Origin of the sequence: Vibrio sp. SS-MA-C1-2 (assembly GCF_021513135.1) — a bacterium.
Taxonomy (GTDB): domain Bacteria; phylum Pseudomonadota; class Gammaproteobacteria; order Enterobacterales; family Vibrionaceae.
Genome location: NZ_CP090981.1, coordinates 1,121,675 through 1,145,052 on the forward strand (window position 1 = coordinate 1,121,675; position 23,378 = coordinate 1,145,052).

The window sequence follows — 23,378 nt, forward strand, 5'->3', positions numbered from 1 at the left end:
GAATTACTAGCCTTGTTCTTTATAAATTTTAATAATTTTAGTTATTTTATGGTTATATATCTATTTGTAGATAATTAAGATGGTTAACTAACTAATTTAAAATAAGATAATATTTAGTTGCTTGTTGATTTGCTGGATAACTAAACAAAACTGCGTGATGTTAGACAAAAAAGTGATTTAAATAGTCAATATGTTGATTTAAAATACTTTATTTATTATTGTAATGCTTTAAGATCGAGGGAAAGGAAACATTAAATCAAGTACATATGTATTAAACCTGTTGATAATTTAACATCTCTCTTGCTTAGATATGACATTAGGTTCTGTTTCTAACTGATAGTATTATGTTTTTATCTTCTTTGAAATTTCACTCTATCTTAAGTTTTATTCGACTAATTAAAGGGGGCGATGTGAATCAATATCAAGTAATCTACTTTGACGGTATGAAAATGACATCGGCGACCATATTTGCTAATGATCAGAAAGAGCTAAAAGCAAAAGTCAAAGAGTATGGTTTTTACCCTTCTGATATCTATCGCATTGATCTGATCAAACAACAGAGTGATGATAAGCATTGCTTGAGTGCATAATCCGCTCACATAACTTATTTCCTTATTCTCTTATTTCCCTATCCCCTTATACCTAAAATCATTGGCGTTGCTAGTTCGTTCACCTATTGGCAATTCTATATCTAAAATCATTGGCGTTGCTAGTTCGTTCACCTATTGGCAATTCTATACCTAAAATAATTGGCGTTGCTAGTAGGCGGCAAATGAGTGAGGCCCCATGAGTATAGGTGTACTCTATGATTGGGGCGAACGAATACAGCCAACAACCTAGCGACTTCAAGTATGAAGGGTATAATTACTTTCGGTCTATACAGCACGTCATAGATTACTTTTGTAACATTTACGCCTATTTATTGAACTGAATAAACGTTAAGTTTTTCAAAGTATATATTTTGGAAATAATTTTTATTTATTAAGCATTATAAATTTCGTTGCTAATTGTTAGTTAAAAAAATAACAGTTACTTTAACTCTATCTAAAATAATTGGCGTTGCTAGTAGGCGACAAGTGAATGAGAACCCATGAGTATAGATGTACGATATGACTGGAGCGAACCAAGATAGCCGTGACTGTTATCAGCTTAGCCTAGTAACCTCAAATGAGTCAGTGGGTAAAGGACGTTTATGAATAGACAATACCAAATGGAGTTGAATTGGGAATTGGGAATTGGGAATCGATGGCCCGATGGCCCGATGGGATTATTATTAATTATTTTTATACTTTTTATTTCTGTCTTTTTTATTCTTTACTACATCGAAATCTCACCTCCTTAATAAATCAAACGTAATGACCACTTATATCATGATTACTTTTTAAAATGACTAATTAAAAATAAAAAGTGAATAATGATTTTTTATGAATTTTGACGTTATTTAAATAATATTCTGAATAATAAATAAAGAGGTTTCTATGAACCGAATAAAAATAGATAAACTATGGCCTGTATTCCCATTACTCATACTGCCCACATTTTCCGCCACCGCATTCATGACTGATAACCTATTTCCACAATATATTACCTGTACTGATGATGGTACATCGAATCATAGTCAGTCTGGCTTATGCCGAGCAAAAGTAAAAGGTGTGGTTCATGTCGAAATAAAAGGCGCTGGTGGCGGGGGAATTGGTTATGGTGGAGGAACAGGTACATTAGGTAGTCCAACCCTTAATGCCACCGATGTTAATAAAGGAGGGGAAGGCGCGACTGTTAGTGGGTATTTTCTCATAGAGCATAACCAAGTTCTCCGCTATCTCCTTGGTGAGGGTGGCAAAATGTCTCCAACGACAAAACTTGCTGATTATCGCAGCGAGAGTGGTGGTGAAAAGATTCATCCTAAATTAATTCGAGTTTTAAGACGAGGTTCATCGGCGGGAGGGGGAGGCAGTTCTGCAGTGACTATCGATAACTATCTGGCAATGGTCGCAGGGGGAGGCGGTGGAGCGGATAACCAGCTAAATCAACATGGTTTAGGTGCTTCAGAAACGAAAGATGGACGAACAGGAGAGAGTCGAGCAACCAGTGATCCGATTGTTAATATTCCAGCTGGACAACAACTACCAGTGCGTGGAACTACTCCTGTAGACATTCGTCTTGGCAATATGTTTGGTAATTGGCCTGATGTTGGACCGACTGATGCTCATGGCTATTATCCTTATGGCGGAGGAGGAGCTGGCGGTTTAGGTGGTGAAGGGGGCGGGCAATCTATTTTTATTTTTGATAGTGGAGGAAATTCAGGCGCTTTTGACTGGGGTGCAGCTGGAGGTGGCGGAGTTTTCTCTAAGGGGGGGGAAGTGAATGCGTGGGGAGGTTTTAGAACCGATGGAGGCACTCGACCTTTTGCAGCGTCACCTCCTGCCAGAGGAGGAGGCAAGGCGAGAAAAAACTTTACACCGAATAGCTTAATCACTTCATTTACCGATCCAAACGGCTTATTACCTATCGCTTCTGGTGGTGAAGGATATACCGATCAGGGGGCGGGTAAAATTGCAGGAGATGGCGGTAGTGGCTTTACTGGTGGAGGCGGTGCAGGGCGCAAACTTGCCGGTGGCGGTGGTGGATTTTCTGGTGGAGGTGGCGGGGGTAACTCCTGTGCCAGTGGTGTAGGGCCAAGCGGATCTGTTAATGTTGCGGAAATGAAGAACCGCTGTGAAGACTATACTGGTTATACCTTCTCCGATAATGGTGCTGGAATCATTACTGGGGCTGGTGGCGGTGGTGGTTCTTTTTTCCGTGATAGAGAGACTTATGAATATGATCAAAAGGATAAGCGCTATTTCGGAATCTTGACTCAAATGATTACGGGTAAAGATGGTCATGGCAGTGAGCCCGCGTCAGATGGTGATGATGGTTACTTTAAAATTATCTCTTTTTCCGCCTACACTCGAGATTTAGGTGATGCCGCACTCAATTATGGTGAGGTTTCTCACTACTACTATAATCCTCATAATGACCCCCTTTCTCCTGCGGGTAACTTTCCAACTACCTATTATTTAGGCCAGACATGGGAGCCTGACAAAAATCAACACCATGATGATCAAGCGCTGGGTGATGACCAAGAGGGAATGGATGATGAAGACAGTTTAAATCATGTTTCAGATTTACTGTTAGGGGATAACCCAGTAACGCTCTCAGTGAGTCAACAAGGTGTACTTAATATCTGGATTGATGATAATGGCGATGGGGTTTGGCGACAGGTTATTCGCGATCAACCTGTCAATGCAGGAGAGAATAGCGTGACGATTAATGTCACCAAAGCGAACTATTCAGATGCCGCTTTGGTACGAGTTCGTTTCTGTTCAATGGTTGATATGTGTAATGAGCCAACAGATCAGGCTCAAGGTAGCCCTGCTGAGAATGGCGAGGTAGAGGATTACTATTTTCCTATTATTGCGATAACAACGTTATCAGGGTATGTCTTTAATGATAATGGAATAGATGGAGGAACAACGGCTCACAATGGTATCAAAAACACGAATGAATCAGGGTTAACTCATTATATTGTTGATCTTTATCGTGATGACGTTTTATTTGCAACGACAAGGAGTGATGGGGCTGGCTACTATCAATTTGACTTAGAAGGGCGATTGACGGATCAAGCTTTCACAATTAAAGTTCTTCCGCAAAGTAATACCATCGCCATTAGTGAAGCGACGGGTGTGAACTTCCCTTCAAACAGCATCGTGACAGACAGTGAGATCCCTCTTAATGTTTCATCGGGCGACCAAATTAAAAACATTAACTTTGGTAAAATTTATCAACCCTTGTTAACGGCCAATACTCAACAGAATGGCAACCAAGGTGGGACGTTATATATTCCTCATGTTTATACCAACTTTAGCCCAGCAAACGTCACGTTTTCGATGAATAAAACCTCCAGTGAACAGAATTTTGTAACCACCCTTTATCATGATTCAAACTGTAACGGAAAGTTAGAAGGAACCGAGGTTGAGGTGCCTGTTGCTGTGCTGATTGATAATCAAGAATACTGTCTGATATCTAAAGTGGATCTGTCGAATGATATTCATTTGGCCGATGAAGTTCATTATCAGATAGCAGCATTAAGTGACTTTTTAGACGGTAGCGGTACAGGGCACAGCCAAAGTGACAATAAATCAAATCAAGACCGGATCAATATTGCAGGAACAACCGGAAGTGGTTTAGTCACCCTAAGAAAAACCGTCAAAAATATCACGCAAAACGGCATAGAAACCACCGATAATAGTGGGAAATCAGGTGATGTGTTGGAGTATCGGCTTTACTTCGAGAATGGGACATCAGAATTTATTAAAGACTTAAATATTTATGATTATGTCCCTGAATTCTCTCAATTAGAAGGCGGCGCATCTTGCGATGATCCTTATACACCAACAACCGATAATGTCCCTGATACATTGAGTTGCCGTGTGATCCCAGCATCGGTAACAACGGGCTATCAAGGTCAATTAGAGTGGATTATTGGCGGTAGAATTGAAGCGGGAGAGAAGGGGTACGTGGTTTTCCGAGTGAGGATTGATAATTAATGACAGTGCTAACTAAGTGAAAACAGTAAATAAAAGGAAATGATAAGTAAAAGAAAACGTTAAGTGAAAAAATGGCCTCACGATAAGATCGCGAGGCCGTTATTGATTATCTATTCTGGGCGTTATTACTGTTTAGTCACGGTAAATTATTACCAGCCTTTTACTGCGCCACCATCAAAGATCTTTTTCGCTGCTTCAGCAACTTCATCCGTTTGGTACGCTTTGATGAACGTCTGAACATTCTCAGCATTGACGTTATCTTCACGAGCAACAATTAAGTTAACGTAAGGAGACTCTTTGCTCTCAACGAAGATACCATCACGCTCTGGCGTTAAGTTGATGCTGCTTGCGTAAGTGGTGTTGATAATTGCTAGTTCTACATCATCCAATGAGCGAGGAAGCTGTGGCGCTTCTAATTCTACAATTTGGTAATCATTTGGATTTTTAACAATATCCAGTACCGTTGCTTGGATACCCGCACCCTCTTTAAGACCAATTAAGCCTTGAGCTTCAAGAAGTACCAGTGAACGGCCAAGATTAGTTGGATCATTAGGAACCGCAATTTGTGCGCCTGCTTGTAGTTCATCAAGAGATTTAATCTTACTTGAGTAAGCTGCGATTGGGTAAACAAAGGTATTTCCAGCAATAGCAAATTTATAACCACGATCTTTGATCTGCTGATCAAGGTATGGTTTGTGTTGGAAGGCATTAATATCGATAGAACCTTCGTCTAGCGCGGCATTCGGTGAGATATAATCTGTAAATGTGATTAACTCTACATCTAAGTTATATTGCTCTTTTGCAACTTTAACCGCCACTTCTGCCACCTGTGCTTCAGCGCCTGCAATTACACCCAATTTTAACACTGAGTTTTTCTCTGCTTCTTTCTCGCCACAACCTGCAAGTAGAACCGTTGTTGCTAATGCGGCAATGCTAATAAGTTTCTTTAAGCCTAATTTCATCGTATTTCTCCATAATGTTGACTGACTAGGTGTCAAATCTATTAAATCTGTTTGTTATTACGTTTAATTTTCAACTGTTTCAGTGGGATATTAGCCACTGATCATATTTATTGATGCTTATTTTTTATCTGTAATCGTATTTCTTAACGAAGTGATCACCCACGGATTGAATAATTTGTACAAGGATAACCAGCATCACAATGGTAATTGCCATCACGGTGCCATCAAAGCGCTGATAACCATAGCGGATACCAACATCCCCTAAACCACCACCACCAACAGCTCCCGCCATTGCTGAATAACTCACTAACGTCACAAGGGTAATGGTGACGCCGTTTAAAATGCCCGGTAGAGCTTCTGGTAGTAAGACTTTAGTAATTATCTGTTTCGGTTTAGCACCCATTGCTTGAGCGGCTTCAACTAAACCATTTGGCACTTCTAATAGTGCGCCTTCGACTAAGCGAGCAATAAAAGGAATCGCACCAATAGTGAGAGGAACAATGGCGGCTGCTGTACCAATTGAACTGCCAACAATTAAACGAGTAAATGGAATAATCGCCACCATTAAAATAATAAATGGAATCGAGCGACCGGTATTAACGACCGCACCAAGCATTTTATTTAATGTTTTATTTTCAAGTAAGCCACGTTTTTTCGTGGTGTGTAGAATCACGCCAATTGGAATACCAAATAGAAAACCGATAATACCTGATGAGAAAACCATCACTAATGTATCGATTAATGCATCGATAAGTAGCGCAACAAGGCGTTCATTATTCATCCACCATTCAGTGATTAAATTAAGAGACATAGCCGAGTACCTCCACTTGTACTTTATGTTGACGTAAGAAATCGATCGCTTGTTCAAATGACTGCTGAGTACCAAAAAACTCCGCTAACATAATGCCGAACTTGGTGCCGCCAGCGTAATCCATATTTGAACTTAAAATACTAATGTCGATATTAAACTCTCGTGCAACTTGGCTTATTAATGGCGCATCCACTGACGCACCAGTAAACTCTAATCTCACTAATGGGTAGCTTTGAGGAATATACTCTCCAGAAAGACGGTTAAGATAATCATCTGGAACAGAAAGATCCAAGGTAGAGCGAATAAACTCTTTTGCTAGTGCCGTTTTAGGGTGAGCAAAGATTTCACTCACCGCCCCTTTTTCGACCAACTCACCGCCACCAATAATAGCAACTTCATGACAGATACGTTTAATCACTTCCATCTCATGGGTGATGATCAAGATAGTAATGTTCAGTTCTTGGTTAATTTTCTTTAGCAGTCTCAAAATGGATTGAGTGGTTGCGGGATCAAGTGCGCTGGTGGCTTCATCACAAAGCAGAACTTTCGGTTCACACGCCAATGCACGAGCGATGGCAACACGCTGTTTTTGTCCACCACTTAAATTTGCTGGATAAACATCACGCTTATCTGAGAGACCAACTAATTCAAGCAGAGAAGTTACACGCTTTTCAATGGTCTCTTTTGGCATATTTGCCAGCTCTAATGGTAATGCGATATTGTCAAAAACGGTACGAGAAGAGAGAAGATTAAAATGTTGGAATATCATCCCGATTTTGCGACGAGCAAGGGTTAACTCTTGAGAAGAGAGTCTCATTAAGTTAGTACCATCAACGATGACATCACCACTTGTCGGGCGTTCTAGTAAATTAACACAACGGATTAATGTACTTTTACCTGCACCCGAAGAGCCGATAACACCAAAAATCGTGCCTTCAGCAATCGTGAGATTAATATCACGAAGAGCATGGATTTGTTGCTCCCCTTGATCAAAAATTTTATTTACAGCTCCAATCGAGATCATCGCTTACCCTAATTCTTATTATTATTGTTATCTATTATACCCTTCATACTTGAAGTCGCTAGGTTGTTGGCTGCACTCGTTCGCCCCAATCATATAGTCCCCCTATACTCATGGGGCCTCACTCACTTGCCGCCTACTAGCAACTCCAATTATTTTAGGTATATATTGTCGCTGTTTATAACACTAATGATTGTTGCATTAATGATAACGGCTCGACGTTTCCGTAAATAGATTGTGTTTATGTTCTGGATGTTAAGGAGTCTAGACGTCTAAGTCAACTATTTTTTACGTCTAGACGTCTAAACGGGGATAGATCGGAGCAGTTGAAATCGCGATTTTAAATGAAAAGAGAATTAGCCGTTAAGAGTTGATATACTCATAAGATAATAGAATTAATTATCTTAAGGCTAAACTGTGTCTAATCCTGCAATTTTTATCGATCGTGATGGCGTCATTAATGTTGACCATGGCTATGTGCATACTGTGGATCAATTTGAGTATATTGATGGTGTCTTTGAAGCGTGTAAAAAGCTAAAAGAGATGGGTTATCTCTTAGTTTTAGTGACTAACCAGTCGGGGATTGCACGAGGTATGTTCACCGAAGATCAGTTTATGACATTAACGGAATGGATGGATTGGAATTTCGCTGACAAAGGCGTGGATTTTGATGGTATCTATTACTGTCCACATCACCCTGACGGTTCAGTTGCACAATATAGCCAAACCTGTGATTGTCGTAAACCAAACCCAGGTATGCTGCTATCGGCACAATCATTTTTAGATATCGATATGGACAAATCGGTCATGATTGGTGATAAAGCCGATGATATGCGCGCAGCTCAGGCGGCAAATGTCGGTACTCGAATCCTAGTTCGTACAGGAAAAGCGGTAACAGAAGAGGGTGAAGCGCTAGCTACTGCAGTGGTTGACAGTATTGTTGATGTTGCTGGGCAATTAAAATAATCGACGTTTATCTCTGATAAAGATTAGCCATGATGTTGACTCAATCATATGATTGTTATCGATATTGTGGCTTTTTTATGCGATAAAAGAGGAAAAGCAAAAAAGATCAACAATAGACCACTAGAATGAATAGATGTAATTGATTTTTCTCATGCTATTTATTTTATATCAGCAATTTTTGTTGATACTTTGCATTCAGGAAGGAGCCTAATCAGAGATGCAAGCTTATCTAGTTCGCCGACTGTTGTTGGTGATTCCAACATTTATTGGGATTACATTGCTGGTTTTTGCGATGACACGTTTTGTGCCCGGTGGTCCGGTGGAGCGAATGTTACTCGCCGCTCAAATGCAAAGTGCAGACAGCCAATCGAGTTCTTTTAGCAGCCCATCAAATAGCCAAAGTGCCCTTTCTGAAGATCAACTTGCCGAACTTAATGCATTTTATGGTCTAGATAAACCCATTATCCCTGCCTATATCGATTGGATTAGTAAATTGGTTAAGTTTGATTTTGGTGAATCGACACGATATTACGAACCCGTTATTGATATGATCGCAGAACGACTGCCGATCTCGCTTTTCTATGGTTTTACGACTTTCTTTATCAGTTATTTGATCTCAATTCCTCTTGGTTACTTTAAAGCGTTGCGACACAGTGGCTCATTTGATGCGATCTCGTCGATCTTTATTTTTATCGGTTTTGCACTGCCCGGTTATGTCGTCGGCGTTCTATTAATTAGTTACTTCTCTTATCAATTAGAGTGGTTTCCGATGGGTGGGTTTGTTGGGGATGATTTTGATTACCTCTCGACATTTGAGCAAGTTAAAAATCTACTTTGGCACAGTATCTTGCCGCTGATCTGTTATCTGTTGGGGGATTTTGCCCTCTTAACCATGACGATGAAAAATAATTTAATGGAAAACCTCGCCGCAGATTATGTTCGAACTGCGCTAGCTAAAGGTTTGCCTTTTTCTTTAGCGGTTCGTCGTCACGCATTGCGTAATAGTTTAATTCCTATCGCTAGCCATTTTGGTAATTCTTTAATGTTCTTTATGAGCGGCTCTTTCTTAATCGAAGTTATTTTTGATATCGATGGTATTGGCTTATTGGCGTATGAATCGATTATGGAACGTGATTACCCGGTGGTGATGGGGATTTTAGCCATCAATGCGGTGATGTTAATGATAGGAAATATTTTGTCAGATATCTGTGTCGCCTTGGTTGATCCGCGCGTTAAGTTTTCATAATAGGGATAAAACATGAAACTGAATCCATTAACCCTCAAGAAAATTAACCGCTTTAAGAGCATTCGCCGTGGCTATTGGTCTTTTATTTTATTATCGCTATTAATTGTCCTTTCACTGTTTGCTGAACTGTTTGTCAATAGCCGTGCGCTGGTGGTGAAATACAATCAACAGTGGTTTTTTCCCACTTATAGTGATGTCTATCTCGGAACAGATTTTGGTTATGACTATCAATCTGAAGTGAATTATCGAGAGTTAGCAAAAAAGTTAAATCAAGAATCAAATGACGGATTTGTCTTGATGCCGTTAGTGCCATGGAATCCTTATCAACAAGATTTTAATGGTGACTTTCCTCCGACAGCTCCCGATGCAAAAGCCAAACATTACCTAGGGACAGACACCATTGGGCGAGATATTTTAGCCCGTTTGATTTATGGCTTCCGTATTGCGATTGCATTTGCAGTGTTAACCATGGCGATCTCCTATTTAATTGGGGTGACAATTGGCTCTGCCATGGGATTTTTTGGTGGTAAGTTTGATCTCTTTTTTCAGCGTTTTATCGAAGTGTGGTCGATGGTGCCATTTCTCTATGTGATTATGATTTTAGTCTCGATTATGCAGCCGACGTTTATGTTATTCGTACTGATTAATGTGCTGTTTGGTTGGATGGGAATGACATGGTATATGCGAACCATGACCTACAAAGAGAAAGCACGAGAATATGTGATGGCAGCGAAAGCAATCGGTGCATCGAGTTTTCGGATTATTTTTAAACATATTTTACCTAATACGGCAGTCATGATTTTGACCTTAGCGCCATTTACCTTAGTGGCAAATATCTCGGCATTAACGGCATTAGATTACTTAGGGTTAGGTTTGATGCCACCGACACCCAGTTGGGGAGAGCTGTTGCAACAAGGCAAATCCAATTTAGATTCACCGTGGATTGTTAGCTCGGTGGTTGCGGCAATCATTTTAGTATTAATGATGGTGACATTTATTGGTGAAGCGCTGCGTGAAGCTTTCGATCCCAAAAGGTATACCCGCTATCAATAATCTATTATCAATACTCAATCGATAAAACAGTGAAATATATTCAACAATCGGTCTTGATAAGTAAAACAGCAAGGAGAGTAGAATGAATAAACGACTTTGGCCTTTAATACCATTTTTGTCTTTAATAAAATTTTCGCCTTCAGCCATAGGCGGTGCAATATTGACGTTACTGTTCCTGAGCTCTCAAGTTTCGGCTGCGGAAGGGACAACAGAGGGATCCAAAACAACGGTTCCAACTAATAATACACTTCCAAGTCATCTAACATGGATCAGTAATTTGAATGAGCCGTTATTCTCTTCTGATAAAGCCAAATTTGGAGGTGTTTATCGTACTTTTGATACCAGCTTTCCGCAAACATTTCGAACAGTTGGACCGGATTCTAATGGATCGTTTCGAGCTTGGTTAACCGGAGGGAATTTAGCCCTTGTTGATATGCATCCAAATAATGGTAAGTGGTTACCTGCACTAGCCAGTAGCTGGGCATATGGTGATGATCATAAAACGGTTTATTTTAAGTTAAATCCTAATGCAAAGTGGAGTGATGGCAAACCTGTTACTGCTGCCGACTTTCAATTTATGCTCAAATTTATGCGCTCTAAAGATATTGTTGCTCCTTGGTATAATGATTTTTATCGCTCAGAACTGGAAGAGATTATTCAATTTGATCCGCATACCTTGGCCGTGGTCTCTTCGAAACCTCGTAATCGCGATGAATTAATGATGTTTGTCAATATGACTCCTCGTCCAGCCCATTTCTATGCGAATCCGAAAAATGATAAAAACAAGGATGGCATTGAAGATAAATATGTTCGTTATTACAACTTTAAAGCTGAACCGGTTACTGGCCCTTATTATGTGAGCAAAATCAAAAAAGGCAAAAGTATCGAGTTAAAGCATGTGGGACAAAATTGGTGGGGATATGAAAACCGCTATTTTCAACACCGTTATAACTTTGAACGAATTAATATCAAAATCGTTCGAGATCGAGATATAGCATTAAAGTATTTTGAAAAAGGTCAATTTGACACCTTTAGTATGTTATTCCCTTCGATTTGGCATGAAAAAGCCAAAGGTGAACGCTACGACAAAGGGTATATCAATAAAGCGTGGCTCTATAATCAAGCGCCCGATGGTGCTGGTGGCGTATGGATGAATACCGCGCAACCATTATTAAATAATATTGATCTTCGTCAAGGAGTGATGCATGCCATCGATATTCAGACGATGATAAAAACCGTGCTACGAGGGGATTATGTTCAAAAACCTCATGGTTTAGGGTCTGGACATGGAAAATATGATAATCCGAATAATCACCCACCGAAATTTGATCCAAAATTAGCGGCGGAGTATTTTGTTAAAGCGGGATTTAATAAAATTGACTCTGATGGCATAAGAATCAATGAAAAAGGTCAACGTTTAGCGTTTGAATTAACTTATCTAGCTAAAATTCATACTCCACGAGTGGTGGTACTACGAGAACAAGCAAAACTGGCTGGATTAGATCTGCAGTTGAAGCTAGTGGAAGGTTCAACAGGCTTTAAGTATATTTTAGAGAAGAAGCATCAATTAGCTTTGCTTGGTATGAATGGAGGTTTAATTCCAGCTTATTGGCAATATTTCCACTCGGCTAATGCCAATAAACCTCAATCAAATAATTTCACTAATTACAGCTCGCCAGAAATGGATAAATTAATTGAGCAGTATCGTAATGAGTTTGATATTGATACTAAACAAAACCTCTCACAGCAAATTCAACAGTTAGTGACAGATGCGGCCGTTATTGTACCGGGTTATGGCGTGCCGTATTCGCGTGCCGCTTACTGGCGTTGGGTCAAGCTGCCTGAAGAGCCAGCAACGAAATTATCAACGACCCTTTTCTATGAGGGTGGTTTTAGTGGGACGCCATCAACCTTTTGGTTTGATGAAGATGAAAAACGCGCCACGTTAAAAGCAATGGATGAAGGTAAAAGCTTTCCGGCTTCTTTGATTATTGATAAGACTTATTTGAACCAAGAGGCTCTGTAAGGTGATAAAACGAAAGGAGTCGAGTATGACTGACTTACCTTTATTGGAAATAAAAGAGGTGACGACTTCATTTGCCACTGACAATGGGGTGGTGAATGTCTTAGATGGCGTGAGTTTCTCTTTAAAAGCAGGAAAAACATTAGGAATTGTAGGTGAGTCAGGTTGTGGCAAAAGTGTCACGGCGATGTCGATCATGCGTCTACTGCCTCAACCTGCGGGGAGAGTTGAATCGGGGGAGATCCTATTTCATCAGCAAGATATGTTGAAATTGTCGCTCAAGGATCTATATCAGTTGCGGGGAAATCGAATTGCGATGATATTTCAAGATCCGATGACCGCATTGAATCCGGTTCAAACGATTCGACAACAGCTCTTTGAGGTGTACCAACTTCATCAACCTAAGTTATCCAAGCAAGCTCGTGAACAACAGGCGGTGGAGATATTAACGAAAGTTGGTATTCCTTCTCCTCAAGCACGTTTGTCTGAGTATCCGCATCAACTTTCTGGTGGTATGAGACAAAGGGTGATGATTGCGATCGCCCTCGCTTGTAAACCCGATATATTGATTGCCGATGAGCCGACTACAGCTCTGGATGTGACGATTCAAGCTCAAATTTTAGAGTTAATGCGCCAATTGCAGCAAGAGACTGGGATGGCGATTATTTTTATTACCCATGATCTTGGTGTGATAGCTGAGATGTGTGATGACGTAGTGGTGATGTATGCGGGGAAAGTCGTTGAAAAAGCGGATGTTGTCACTCTGTTTGATTCGCCGCTACATCCTTATACCCAGGGGTTACACGCTTCAATCCCTAAATTGACGACTATTGAGAAGAGCCAGCTTAATACCATTCAAGGGACTGTCCCAAGTTTAGACCAAATGCCAAAAGGGTGCCGTTTCTCTAATCGTTGTCAAAAAGTCTCTGAACAATGTAAGCAGCAGCCGATAACCGAATCATATGCAGCGCAACATCAAGTGGCATGTTGGCATATTCATTAAGAGGTGATTATGAGTGAAACAGAAATAAAATCATCGTCACCTCTATTGGTTGTTGATGGTTTAGAAAAGCAGTTTGTGAGTGGCGGGGGATTTTTGCAACCGAAGAGAGTGGTTCATGCTGTTGATGATGTTTCACTTCATGTCAATGTAGGTGAAACTCTCGGTATTGTTGGTGAGTCGGGCTGCGGTAAATCAACGTTAGGAAAAACGATATTAAATCTTCATGCAGCCACAAAAGGTGAAATCTGTTTTGAAGGGCGAGATCTAACCAAACTGAATAATAAAGAGATGAGGGATCTAAGACAGAAAGTACAAATTGTCTTTCAAGATCCGCTAGAGTCATTAAACAGTCGACAAACGGTTTATCAGATTTTAGAAGAGCCTTTTATCATTCATAATGTCGGTACAACTGAAGAGCGCCAGCAATGGATAGAGCAGTTATTAATAAAAGTAGGTTTGAATCTGGCAGCAAAAGAGAAGTATCCTCATGAGTTTTCTGGTGGTCAGCGCCAGAGGATTGGTATTGCGCGGGCGATAGCGTTAAAACCTAAATTATTGGTGTGTGATGAAGCCGTGTCAGCATTAGATGTTTCAGTGCAATCGCAAATTCTCAATCTGCTGCTTACTCTACAACAGGAATTATCATTAGCGATGATCTTTATTGCACATGATCTCTCTGTCGTTAAACATATGTCTGATCGTATTGCTGTAATGTATTTAGGACGAATTGTAGAGACAGGAACGACAGAGGATATTTTTCATTACCCCAAGCACCCTTATACTGAAGCACTGCTTTCTGCTATTCCAATTACGCATCCAAAAGATCGTGGGCGAGAAAGAATTATTCTGCAAGGGGATGTGCCTTCTCCACTCAATCCACCGACAGGTTGTCACTTTCATCCACGTTGCCGTTATGCGACAGATAAGTGTCGAAGTGAATCACCGACATTATTAGGCTTAGAACAACGCAGTAAAGAGAGAAACGATGAGCCAGACCACAATAGAGCTAAGTTAGATAAACAACACAATGTTGCTTGTCATTATCCATTATCTTCTCTTTGTACTTAAAGTGGTTAGATGATTGAATCATTAGAATCGGCTTCATTCTCTTATAATTAGTATGAAGCGCCACATGATTCATATATTTTTTGTTGCTATATTCACCTTTTTGGTGGTTATTTGTTCGAACGATAAAAAAGTACAATTTATTTAAAAAAAGTAGTTGCCAAAGTGAAATGGATCTCTATAATGCGCTCTCGTTGTCACGGGGAAGCTCGCTGATAACACGTTGATTAAGAAACTTTTAAAAAGTTCTTGACTCAATATGAAAAGTGAGTAGAATCCTTTTCTCGCTGGCAAAGCTAGCAAGCTCTTTAACAATTTAACTTATTCAATCTGTGTGGGCACTCGTTATCGAGAATCAACAAAAAGATTACTCAATGAACTGAGTGACCAATACAGTGTAAGACATAATTTATTATGAATTATACTGGCACAGTCAATTCACTATCATTCTGTTGGAATGATAGTAGCTTTAAGATTACAGTCTAACTTTATTTATAAGGTTGGATTTAGTTTTGAAGTCAGTATTCGTTGAGCCGTTTCGAAAGAAACAACAAAACTTTAATTGAAGAGTTTGATCATGGCTCAGATTGAACGCTGGCGGCAGGCCTAACACATGCAAGTCGAGCGGTAACAGAGAGTAGCTTGCTACTCTGCTGACGAGCGGCGGACGGGTGAGTAATGCTTGGGAAGTTGCCTTAATGAGGGGGATAACTATTGGAAACGATAGCTAATACCGCATAATTCTCTACGGAGCAAAGCAGGGGACCTTCGGGCCTTGCGCATTAAGATACGCCCAAGTGGGATTAGCTAGTTGGTGAGGTAATGGCTCACCAAGGCGACGATCCCTAGCTGGTCTGAGAGGATGATCAGCCACACTGGAACTGAGACACGGTCCAGACTCCTACGGGAGGCAGCAGTGGGGAATATTGCACAATGGGCGAAAGCCTGATGCAGCCATGCCGCGTGTATGAAGAAGGCCTTAGGGTTGTAAAGTACTTTCAGCAGTGAGGAAGGTGGTAAGCTTAATACGCTTGCCACTTGACGTTAGCTGCAGAAGAAGCACCGGCTAACTCCGTGCCAGCAGCCGCGGTAATACGGAGGGTGCGAGCGTTAATCGGAATTACTGGGCGTAAAGCGCATGCAGGCGGCCTATTAAGTCAGATGTGAAAGCCCGGAGCTCAACTCCGGAAGGTCATTTGAAACTGGTAGGCTAGAGTCTTGTAGAGGGGGGTAGAATTTCAGGTGTAGCGGTGAAATGCGTAGAGATCTGAAGGAATACCAGTGGCGAAGGCGGCCCCCTGGACAAAGACTGACGCTCAGATGCGAAAGCGTGGGTAGCAAACGGGATTAGATACCCCGGTAGTCCACGCCGTAAACGATGTCTACTTGAAGGTTGTGGCCTTGAGCCGTGGCTTTCGGAGCTAACGCGTTAAGTAGACCGCCTGGGGAGTACGGTCGCAAGATTAAAACTCAAATGAATTGACGGGGGCCCGCACAAGCGGTGGAGCATGTGGTTTAATTCGATGCAACGCGAAGAACCTTACCTACTCTTGACATCTACAGAAGCCAGCGGAGACGCAGGTGTGCCTTCGGGAACTGTAAGACAGGTGCTGCATGGCTGTCGTCAGCTCGTGTTGTGAAATGTTGGGTTAAGTCCCGCAACGAGCGCAACCCTTATCCTTGTTTGCCAGCACATAATGGTGGGAACTCCAGGGAGACTGCCGGTGATAAACCGGAGGAAGGTGGGGACGACGTCAAGTCATCATGGCCCTTACGAGTAGGGCTACACACGTGCTACAATGGCGCATACAGAGGGCTGCAAGCTAGCGATAGTGAGCGAATCCCAAAAAGTGCGTCGTAGTCCGGATTGGAGTCTGCAACTCGACTCCATGAAGTCGGAATCGCTAGTAATCGTGGATCAGAATGCCACGGTGAATACGTTCCCGGGCCTTGTACACACCGCCCGTCACACCATGGGAGTGGGCTGCACCAGAAGTAGATAGCTTAACCTTTCGGGGAGGGCGTTTACCACGGTGTGGTTCATGACTGGGGTGAAGTCGTAACAAGGTAGCCCTAGGGGAACCTGGGGCTGGATCACCTCCTTAACGATTTGATATTTCGTGATGAGTACCCACACAGATTGAATTAAGTTAAAAAATTAAAGAGAAGATGTGCCCAACACATCAAAACACTTAGTCCCGTTCGTCTAGAGGCCTAGGACACCGCCCTTTCACGGCGGTAACAGGGGTTCGACTCCCCTACGGGACGCCACTTTCTTCTGGCTTTTGGCCTGAATAAAGAAGGGTCGTTAGCTCAGTTGGTAGAGCAGTTGACTTTTAATCAATTGGTCGCAGGTTCGAATCCTGCACGACCCACCATTCTATCTCACGATGGAATTAAAACTATCGTGGGCGATTAGCTCAGTTGGGAGAGCACCTCCCTTACAAGGAGGGGGTCACTGGTTCGAGCCCAGTATCGCCCACCACTTTCTAAGTGTTTTTATTTAGAATATTTAAAAAGTGGTATTTATTATCACGGTCTTGAAAAAGACATGCTCTTTAACAATTTGGAAAGCTGACTAGTAAACTCATTAGTGATTTTTTAATCATTAATAAGTTGAAAAGTAATAATTGTTTATTCGAAAGAATAAACGAGTTCTCAACACAATACACATTCAAGTGTCTTGTATTCAAATTAACATCATTGATGTTAATTCTATATTGAGTCCGGCAAACGATAATTAACATTACCCTGTTGATTATCAACAATCAAAAACCTTGGTTGTTTGAACATACATAAAGACCCTTTCGGGTTGTATGGTTAAGTGACTAAGCGTATACGGTGGATGCCTTGGCAGTCAGAGGCGATGAAGGACGTGCTAACCTGCGAAAAGGGTTGGTGAGCTGGTAAGAAGCGTTATTAACCAACCATGTCCGAATGGGGAAACCCACTTAGCATAAGCTAGGTATCCTATAGTGAATTCATAGCTATAGGAGGCAAACTCGGGGAACTGAAACATCTAAGTACCCGAAGGAAAAGAAATCAATTGAGATTCCGACAGTAGCGGCGAGCGAACTCGGATTAGCCCTTAAGCATAGTTAGAGTTAGGTGAACACGCTGGAAAGCGTGGCGATAGAGGGTGATAGCCCCGTAGCCGAAGAGTCTAATTAAGTGAAATCGAGTAGGACGGGACACGTGGTATCCTGTCTGAACATGGGGGGACCATCCTCCAAGGCTAAATACTCCTGACTGACCGATAGTGAACCAGTACCGTGAGGGAAAGGCGAAAAGAACCCCTGTGAGGGGAGTGAAATAGAACCTGAAACCGTATACGTACAAGCAGTGGGAGCCTCTTTTATGGGGTGACTGCGTACCTTTTGTATAATGGGTCAGCGACTTATATTCAGTGGCAAGGTTAACCGTTTAGGGGAGCCGTAGGGAAACCGAGTCTTAACTGGGCGACACAGTCTCTGGATATAGACCCGAAACCGAGTGATCTAGCCATGGGCAGGTTGAAGGTTGAGTAACATCAACTGGAGGACCGAACCGACTAATGTTGAAAAATTAGCGGATGACTTGTGGCTAGGGGTGAAAGGCCAATCAAACTCGGAGATAGCTGGTTCTCCCCGAAAGCTATTTAGGTAGCGCCTCGGACGAATACTACTGGGGGTAGAGCACTGTTAAGGCTAGGGGGTCATCCCGACTTACCAACCCTTTGCAAACTCCGAATACCAGTAAGTAATATCCGGGAGACACACGGCGGGTGCTAACGTCCGTCGTGGAGAGGGAAACAACCCAGACCGTCAGCTAAGGTCCCAAAGTTGTGATTAAGTGGGAAACGATGTGGGAAGGCTCAGACAGCCAGGATGTTGGCTTAGAAGCAGCCATCATTTAAAGAAAGCGTAATAGCTCACTGGTCGAGTCGGCCTGCGCGGAAGATGTAACGGGGCTAAATCACACACCGAAGCTACGGCAATATAGCTTGCTATATTGGGTAGGGGAGCGTTCTGTAAGCGGTTGAAGGTGTATCGAGAGGTATGCTGGACGTATCAGAAGTGCGAATGCTGACATGAGTAACGATAAAGGGGGTGAAAAGCCCCCTCGCCGGAAGACCAAGGGTTCCTGTCCAACGTTAATCGGGGCAGGGTGAGTCGACCCCTAAGATGAGGCTGAGAAGCGTAATCGATGGGAAACGGGTTAATATTCCCGTACTTTTTACGACTGCGATGGGGGGACGGAGAAGGCTAGGTGGGCCTGGTGATGGTTATCCAGGTTCAAGTGCGTAGGCGGAAGGTTTAGGTAAATCCGGACCTTTTTTAACGCTGAGACACGATGTCGAGCTACTAAGGTAGTGAAGTCATTGATGCCATGCTTCCAGGAAAAGCCTCTAAGCTTCAGGTCGTAAGAAATCGTACCCCAAACCGACACAGGTGGTCGGGTAGAGAATACCAAGGCGCTTGAGAGAACTCGGGTGAAGGAACTAGGCAAAATGGTACCGTAACTTCGGGAGAAGGTACGCTGCCGGCGGTGATGGGACTTGCTCCCTAAGCTGCTGGCAGTCGCAGATACCAGGTGGCTGCAACTGTTTATTAAAAACACAGCACTGTGCAAAATCGAAAGATGACGTATACGGTGTGACGCCTGCCCGGTGCCGGAAGGTTAATTGATGGGGTTATCTTCGGAGAAGCTCTTGATCGAAGCCCCGGTAAACGGCGGCCGTAACTATAACGGTCCTAAGGTAGCGAAATTCCTTGTCGGGTAAGTTCCGACCTGCACGAATGGCGTAATGATGGCCACGCTGTCTCCACCCGAGACTCAGTGAAATTGAAATCGCAGTGAAGATGCTGTGTACCCGCGGCTAGACGGAAAGACCCCGTGAACCTTTACTACAGCTTGGCACTGAACATTGACCCTACATGTGTAGGATAGGTGGGAGACTTTGAAACCGCGTCGCCAGATGCGGTGGAGTCAACCTTGAAATACCACCCTTGTATGCTTGATGTTCTAACGTTGGTCCCTAATCGGGATTGCGGACAGTGCCTGGTGGGTAGTTTGACTGGGGCGGTCTCCTCCCAAAGAGTAACGGAGGAGCACGAAGGTGGGCTAATCACGGTCGGACATCGTGAGGTTAGTGCAATGGCATAAGCCCGCTTGACTGCGAGAATGACAATTCGAGCAGGTGCGAAAGCAGGTCATAGTGATCCGGTGGTTCTGAATGGAAGGGCCATCGCTCAACGGATAAAAGGTACTCCGGGGATAACAGGCTGATACCGCCCAAGAGTTCATATCGACGGCGGTGTTTGGCACCTCGATGTCGGCTCATCACATCCTGGGGCTGAAGTCGGTCCCAAGGGTATGGCTGTTCGCCATTTAAAGTGGTACGCGAGCTGGGTTTAGAACGTCGTGAGACAGTTCGGTCCCTATCTGCCGTGGGCGTTGGAAGATTGAAGGGGGCTGCTCCTAGTACGAGAGGACCGGAGTGGACGAACCACTGGTGTTCGGGTTGTCATGCCAATGGCATTGCCCGGTAGCTAAGTTCGGAATCGATAACCGCTGAAAGCATCTAAGCGGGAAGCGAGCCCTGAGATGAGTCTTCCCTGGCACTATAAGTGTCCTAAAGGGTTGTTCGAGACTAGAACGTTGATAGGCAGGGTGTGTAAGCGTAGCGATACGTTGAGCTAACCTGTACTAATTGCCCGTGAGGCTTAACCATACAACACCCAAAGGGTTTTGATGGACTCAAAAGAATACGACTCGACGAGTCAAAAGATACTTGAATGAAGTATTGAGAATATTATTACGATTTATCAGACTTTCCAAATTTCGTTAAACGCGAATATTCGCGGTTAACAACAAAATTTGCTTGGCGACCATAGCATTGTGGACCCACCTGATTCCATTCCGAACTCAGAAGTGAAACACAATCGCGCCGATGGTAGTGTGGGGTCTCCCCATGTGAGAGTAGGTCATCGCCAGGCTTCAAATTTAAGTTTTTGTGCTTTGAACACACATTAACTTGAGTGGAGCGGTAGTTCAGTTGGTTAGAATACCGGCCTGTCACGCCGGGGGTCGCGGGTTCGAGTCCCGTCCGCTCCGCCACTTATTTAGAGTTGTATAACTCTTAAAAATTATACGCTAGGGGTGTAGCTCCAATTGGCAGAGCAGCGGATTCCAAATCCGCGTGTTGGGAGTTCGAATCTCTCCACCCCTGCCACTTTAGAAAAAGGCTTAATCTTCGGATTAAGCCTTTTTTGCGTTTAAACGTGTAAATACAAATATGGGTAGATGTATAAAGTGAAGGGATATTGGCAGAGCAGCGGATCCCACCATACCGAAGATCAGGCGTGTTAGGCGTTTGAATCTCTCAACCTCTATCATTTTAAAGAAAGGCTTAATCTTCGGATTAAGCCTTTTTTGCGTTTAAACGTGTAAATAAAAATATGGGTAGATGTATAAAGTGAGGGGATATTGGCAGAGCAGCGGATCCCACCATACCGAAGATCAGGCGTGTTGGGAGAATATTAAGGTGATAAATACTTTATATTATTTTAATAAAAATATTCAATTAGGTGAGTATTATGAAAATAATCAACTAGGCTAAAGAAGTTGTCTAATTAATAGGAGTTGATTGTATGGGGTTTTTTAAGTGGTTTTTTGTTCAAACCGATCCGACTCGACGTCGTTTTGGTATTGCTGCTATTATTGGGGTTATTACAGGTATTGTTTCGGCATTTGTGAAATGGGGTGCTGAAAATCCTCTACCACCTAGAAGCCCTGTTGATATGTGGGCTGAAGGATGTATTCCTGAAAAGTTAATTCGTGCTGCAGAGCATATAGATTGTTCTCGTAATTTTTTAAATCCACCTTATGTTTTTTTGCGTGACTGGTTACATCTTGCAGATCCAAATGCAGCTGTGTATACCTTTGCAGGGCATATCTTTAACTGGGTTGGTGTCACACATATTATTTTTTCCATTGTATTTGGTTTAGGTTATTGTATTGTTGTTGAAATATTCCCTAAATTTAAACTTTGGCAAGGTCTGTTAGCTGGTGCGTTAGCTCAATTCTTTGTTCATATGGTTTCTTTCCCATTAATGGGGCTAACACCACCATTATCTGACTTGCCTACGTATGAATGGATTTCTGAGATTGTAGGGCATTTAATTTGGTTCTGGTCGATAGAAATTATGCGTCGTGATCTTCGTAATCGATGGACAAAAGAACCTGATCCTGAAGTACCGTTAGATTCACCTTTTAGATAAACATTAAACTGAAGGTACTTATTATAAGAGTCATAGCCTCTATATCCTTCTTACTTGAAGTTGCAAGGTTGTTGGCGTCGCTCATTCGCCCCAATCATAGAGTATACCTATACTCATGGGGCGTCACTCACTTGCCGCCTACTAGCAACTTCAATTACTTTGGGTATACTTATAAAAGGTTATGACTTTTTTCTTTTAATCGAGTAAATAATAACAAGAAAAATGCCGCCGCCATTCCTGCAAAATGAGCTTGTGTCGCAACTTGGGCATTGATTAACTCTGAAGAGTAACTGCTACCACCATAAATTTGTTCCCAAACGACTTTGAATATGCCTGCGATTAAAAATAGCCAACCACCTTTTAGCTTATTTTTGATATCTAAGCCAATTCCCCAGAAAAAGAGACCGTGAAGCATACCAGACAAACCAACATACCAGTTGAGTTGTGTAATTAATAATAAAGATCCAATAACAGTAGAGAAGTAAAGTAACAATAAAAGCAACCTTTTTGCTGTTAAGTAGCGTTGAAAAAGGATGACTAATAAAAATAGACCAGCAAGGTTCATTATCAGATGCCAGCCGTTGGTATGAACCATATTTCCTGTTATGATCCTCCACCACTCACCTTGATAAATAGCACTTCGTTGCCAAATGAGTACATTATACAGTGCAGTATATTGAGCGAGAATTGAAGTTAGAGCAATCAGTAATGTTGTAATAATAAGAGGCAAAATATGTCCACCCGAAAAATATGTCAAAAATGCGGTAAAGCTGAAGTTGCTTGTATTTGTCCTTGGATAGAGTCAATTAAACCAACGACTGAATTGATTATATTACAGCATCCTAGCGAGGTGAAAAGAGCAATTGGCACAGCGAGAATATTGAGCCTTTCATTAACTAATTGTCAGCTATTTATTGGAGAGGATTTTTCTGAGCATCAAGCGTTGAATCAATTACTTAATAATCCTAATTATGAAATTTCTATTCTTTATCCTGATGATAAAGCACTATCGATCTCTGACTATTATTCTCAATTTGAAGATAAGAGAAAAAAGCGGTAATACTATTAGATGGAACGTGGAAAAAAGCTTACAAGATTTGGCTATTATCGACTAATTTACATCACCTACCCACAGTGACCTTTGCAAGTCATGTTACGACAGAATATCGAATTAGAAAAGCGAAGCGAGATGATAGCTTTTCAACGGTAGAGGCTGGGTATCAAGCTTTAGTTGAATTAGAACCAAAGAATAAAGCTCAATTTCAGCCGCTATTATCCGTATTTGAAAAGATGATTAACTTTCAAATTTCAGCGATGCCAGAAAAAGTTTATCAGCAAAACTATTTAAAAAAATAACCTTGCTGATTTTATATAATG

At 42.1% G+C, this 23,378-nt stretch carries 13 protein-coding genes, 5 tRNA genes, 3 rRNA genes and 1 pseudogene; 18 read left to right on the plus strand and 4 right to left on the minus strand.

Translation table 11 applies throughout. The features are described 5' to 3' along the window. Positions 1 to 410 precede the first annotated feature (410 nt). Together L0B53_RS09720 and L0B53_RS19390 are read left to right on the plus strand one after the other, a co-directional pair. On the plus strand, positions 411 to 590 hold the full coding sequence (locus L0B53_RS09720) for a hypothetical protein (RefSeq protein WP_235061863.1): 180 nt from the start codon (positions 411 to 413) through the stop codon (positions 588 to 590). A gap of 888 nt (positions 591 to 1,478) precedes the next feature. Beyond that, entirely contained in the window at positions 1,479 to 4,589 is a 3,111-nt protein-coding gene (locus L0B53_RS19390; protein ID WP_260115577.1) for a GEVED domain-containing protein, read from the plus strand. A gap of 149 nt (positions 4,590 to 4,738) precedes the next feature. On the opposite strand, the gene L0B53_RS09735 is transcribed toward L0B53_RS19390, so the two are convergent. The 3 genes from L0B53_RS09735 to metN all read right to left on the minus strand — a co-directional run bounded on the left by L0B53_RS09735 (position 4,739) and on the right by metN (position 7,386). After that, positions 4,739 to 5,551, minus strand: a complete 813-nt coding sequence (locus tag L0B53_RS09735) for a MetQ/NlpA family lipoprotein (protein ID WP_235061864.1) — start codon at positions 5,549 to 5,551, stop codon at positions 4,739 to 4,741. 124 nt (positions 5,552 to 5,675) lie between these two features. Then, positions 5,676 to 6,362 carry a methionine ABC transporter permease gene (locus L0B53_RS09740; protein WP_235061865.1) on the minus strand — a complete coding sequence of 229 codons (687 nt, stop codon included), beginning with the start codon at positions 6,360 to 6,362 and terminating at the stop codon, positions 5,676 to 5,678. Beyond that, on the minus strand, positions 6,352 to 7,386 hold the full coding sequence (gene metN, locus L0B53_RS09745) for a methionine ABC transporter ATP-binding protein MetN (protein WP_235061866.1): 1,035 nt from the start codon (positions 7,384 to 7,386) through the stop codon (positions 6,352 to 6,354). Before metN ends, L0B53_RS09740 begins: the two co-directional genes overlap by 11 nt. A 414-nt stretch (positions 7,387 to 7,800) precedes the next feature. On the opposite strand from metN, the gene gmhB reads away from it, so the two are divergent. The 15 genes from gmhB (at position 7,801) to L0B53_RS09820 (ending at position 22,001) form a co-directional block, all read left to right on the plus strand. Then, positions 7,801 to 8,349: a D-glycero-beta-D-manno-heptose 1,7-bisphosphate 7-phosphatase gene (gene gmhB / locus L0B53_RS09750; protein ID WP_235061867.1), complete on the plus strand. Its 549-nt coding sequence runs from the start codon at positions 7,801 to 7,803 to the stop codon at positions 8,347 to 8,349. Between the two features lie 217 nt (positions 8,350 to 8,566). Then, complete coding sequence (locus tag L0B53_RS09755; RefSeq protein WP_235061868.1) at positions 8,567 to 9,595, plus strand: ABC transporter permease; 1,029 nt, start codon at positions 8,567 to 8,569, stop codon at positions 9,593 to 9,595. Positions 9,596 to 9,607: 12 nt separating this feature from the next. Beyond that, a complete protein-coding gene (locus tag L0B53_RS09760; RefSeq protein ID WP_235061869.1) occupies positions 9,608 to 10,648 on the plus strand; it encodes an ABC transporter permease in 1,041 nt (346 codons plus the stop codon). A 160-nt stretch (positions 10,649 to 10,808) separates the two neighbouring features. Next, positions 10,809 to 12,674, plus strand: a complete 1,866-nt coding sequence (locus L0B53_RS09765) for an extracellular solute-binding protein (protein ID WP_409202834.1) — start codon at positions 10,809 to 10,811, stop codon at positions 12,672 to 12,674. A 25-nt stretch (positions 12,675 to 12,699) separates the two neighbouring features. Next, positions 12,700 to 13,674 (plus strand): ABC transporter ATP-binding protein, encoded by a 975-nt coding sequence (locus tag L0B53_RS09770; RefSeq protein ID WP_235061871.1) that lies wholly within the window; start codon positions 12,700 to 12,702, stop codon positions 13,672 to 13,674. A 9-nt stretch (positions 13,675 to 13,683) separates the two neighbouring features. Then, entirely contained in the window at positions 13,684 to 14,742 is a 1,059-nt protein-coding gene (locus L0B53_RS09775) for an ABC transporter ATP-binding protein (protein WP_235061872.1), read from the plus strand. A 556-nt stretch (positions 14,743 to 15,298) separates the two neighbouring features. Next, a 16S ribosomal RNA gene (locus L0B53_RS09780) occupies positions 15,299 to 16,844 on the plus strand. 90 nt (positions 16,845 to 16,934) lie between these two features. Then, a tRNA-Glu gene (locus tag L0B53_RS09785) sits at positions 16,935 to 17,010 on the plus strand. A 31-nt stretch (positions 17,011 to 17,041) separates the two neighbouring features. Beyond that, a tRNA-Lys gene (locus L0B53_RS09790) sits at positions 17,042 to 17,117 on the plus strand. A 31-nt stretch (positions 17,118 to 17,148) separates the two neighbouring features. Next, a tRNA-Val gene (locus L0B53_RS09795) sits at positions 17,149 to 17,224 on the plus strand. Positions 17,225 to 17,557: 333 nt separating this feature from the next. Beyond that, positions 17,558 to 20,452, plus strand: a 23S ribosomal RNA gene (locus L0B53_RS09800). Between the two features lie 149 nt (positions 20,453 to 20,601). Beyond that, positions 20,602 to 20,717 (plus strand): 5S ribosomal RNA (rrf, locus tag L0B53_RS09805). The 16S, 23S and 5S rRNA genes sit together here with 5 tRNA genes alongside, the layout of an rRNA operon. Before the next feature lie 44 nt (positions 20,718 to 20,761). Beyond that, positions 20,762 to 20,838 (plus strand) — tRNA-Asp (locus L0B53_RS09810). Between the two features lie 38 nt (positions 20,839 to 20,876). Continuing rightward, positions 20,877 to 20,953: transfer RNA gene (locus L0B53_RS09815), tRNA-Trp, on the plus strand. A gap of 418 nt (positions 20,954 to 21,371) precedes the next feature. Further along, positions 21,372 to 22,001, plus strand: a complete 630-nt coding sequence (locus tag L0B53_RS09820) for a DUF1440 domain-containing protein (protein ID WP_235061873.1) — start codon at positions 21,372 to 21,374, stop codon at positions 21,999 to 22,001. Between the two features lie 169 nt (positions 22,002 to 22,170). On the opposite strand, the gene rrtA is transcribed toward L0B53_RS09820, so the two are convergent. Then, entirely contained in the window at positions 22,171 to 22,731 is a 561-nt protein-coding gene (gene rrtA / locus L0B53_RS09825) for a rhombosortase (RefSeq protein ID WP_235061874.1), read from the minus strand. Between the two features lie 3 nt (positions 22,732 to 22,734). On the opposite strand from rrtA, the pseudogene L0B53_RS09830 reads away from it, so the two are divergent. Next, positions 22,735 to 23,357, plus strand: a pseudogene (locus L0B53_RS09830) (tRNA-uridine aminocarboxypropyltransferase). The last annotated feature ends 21 nt before the right edge of the window (positions 23,358 to 23,378 follow it).

Excerpts from the sequence above, each read along its gene's own strand:
- L0B53_RS19390 (WP_260115577.1), top strand. The coding sequence starts at position 1,479 with ATGAACCGAATAAAAATAGATAAACTATGGCCTGTATTCCCATTACTC.
- L0B53_RS09735 (WP_235061864.1), bottom strand. The coding sequence starts at position 5,551 with ATGAAATTAGGCTTAAAGAAACTTATTAGCATTGCCGCATTAGCAACA.
- L0B53_RS09740 (WP_235061865.1), bottom strand. The coding sequence starts at position 6,362 with ATGTCTCTTAATTTAATCACTGAATGGTGGATGAATAATGAACGCCTT.
- metN (WP_235061866.1), bottom strand. The coding sequence starts at position 7,386 with ATGATCTCGATTGGAGCTGTAAATAAAATTTTTGATCAAGGGGAGCAA.
- L0B53_RS09755 (WP_235061868.1), top strand. The coding sequence starts at position 8,567 with ATGCAAGCTTATCTAGTTCGCCGACTGTTGTTGGTGATTCCAACATTT.
- L0B53_RS09760 (WP_235061869.1), top strand. The coding sequence starts at position 9,608 with ATGAAACTGAATCCATTAACCCTCAAGAAAATTAACCGCTTTAAGAGC.
- L0B53_RS09770 (WP_235061871.1), top strand. The coding sequence starts at position 12,700 with ATGACTGACTTACCTTTATTGGAAATAAAAGAGGTGACGACTTCATTT.
- L0B53_RS09775 (WP_235061872.1), top strand. The coding sequence starts at position 13,684 with ATGAGTGAAACAGAAATAAAATCATCGTCACCTCTATTGGTTGTTGAT.
- L0B53_RS09820 (WP_235061873.1), top strand. The coding sequence starts at position 21,372 with ATGGGGTTTTTTAAGTGGTTTTTTGTTCAAACCGATCCGACTCGACGT.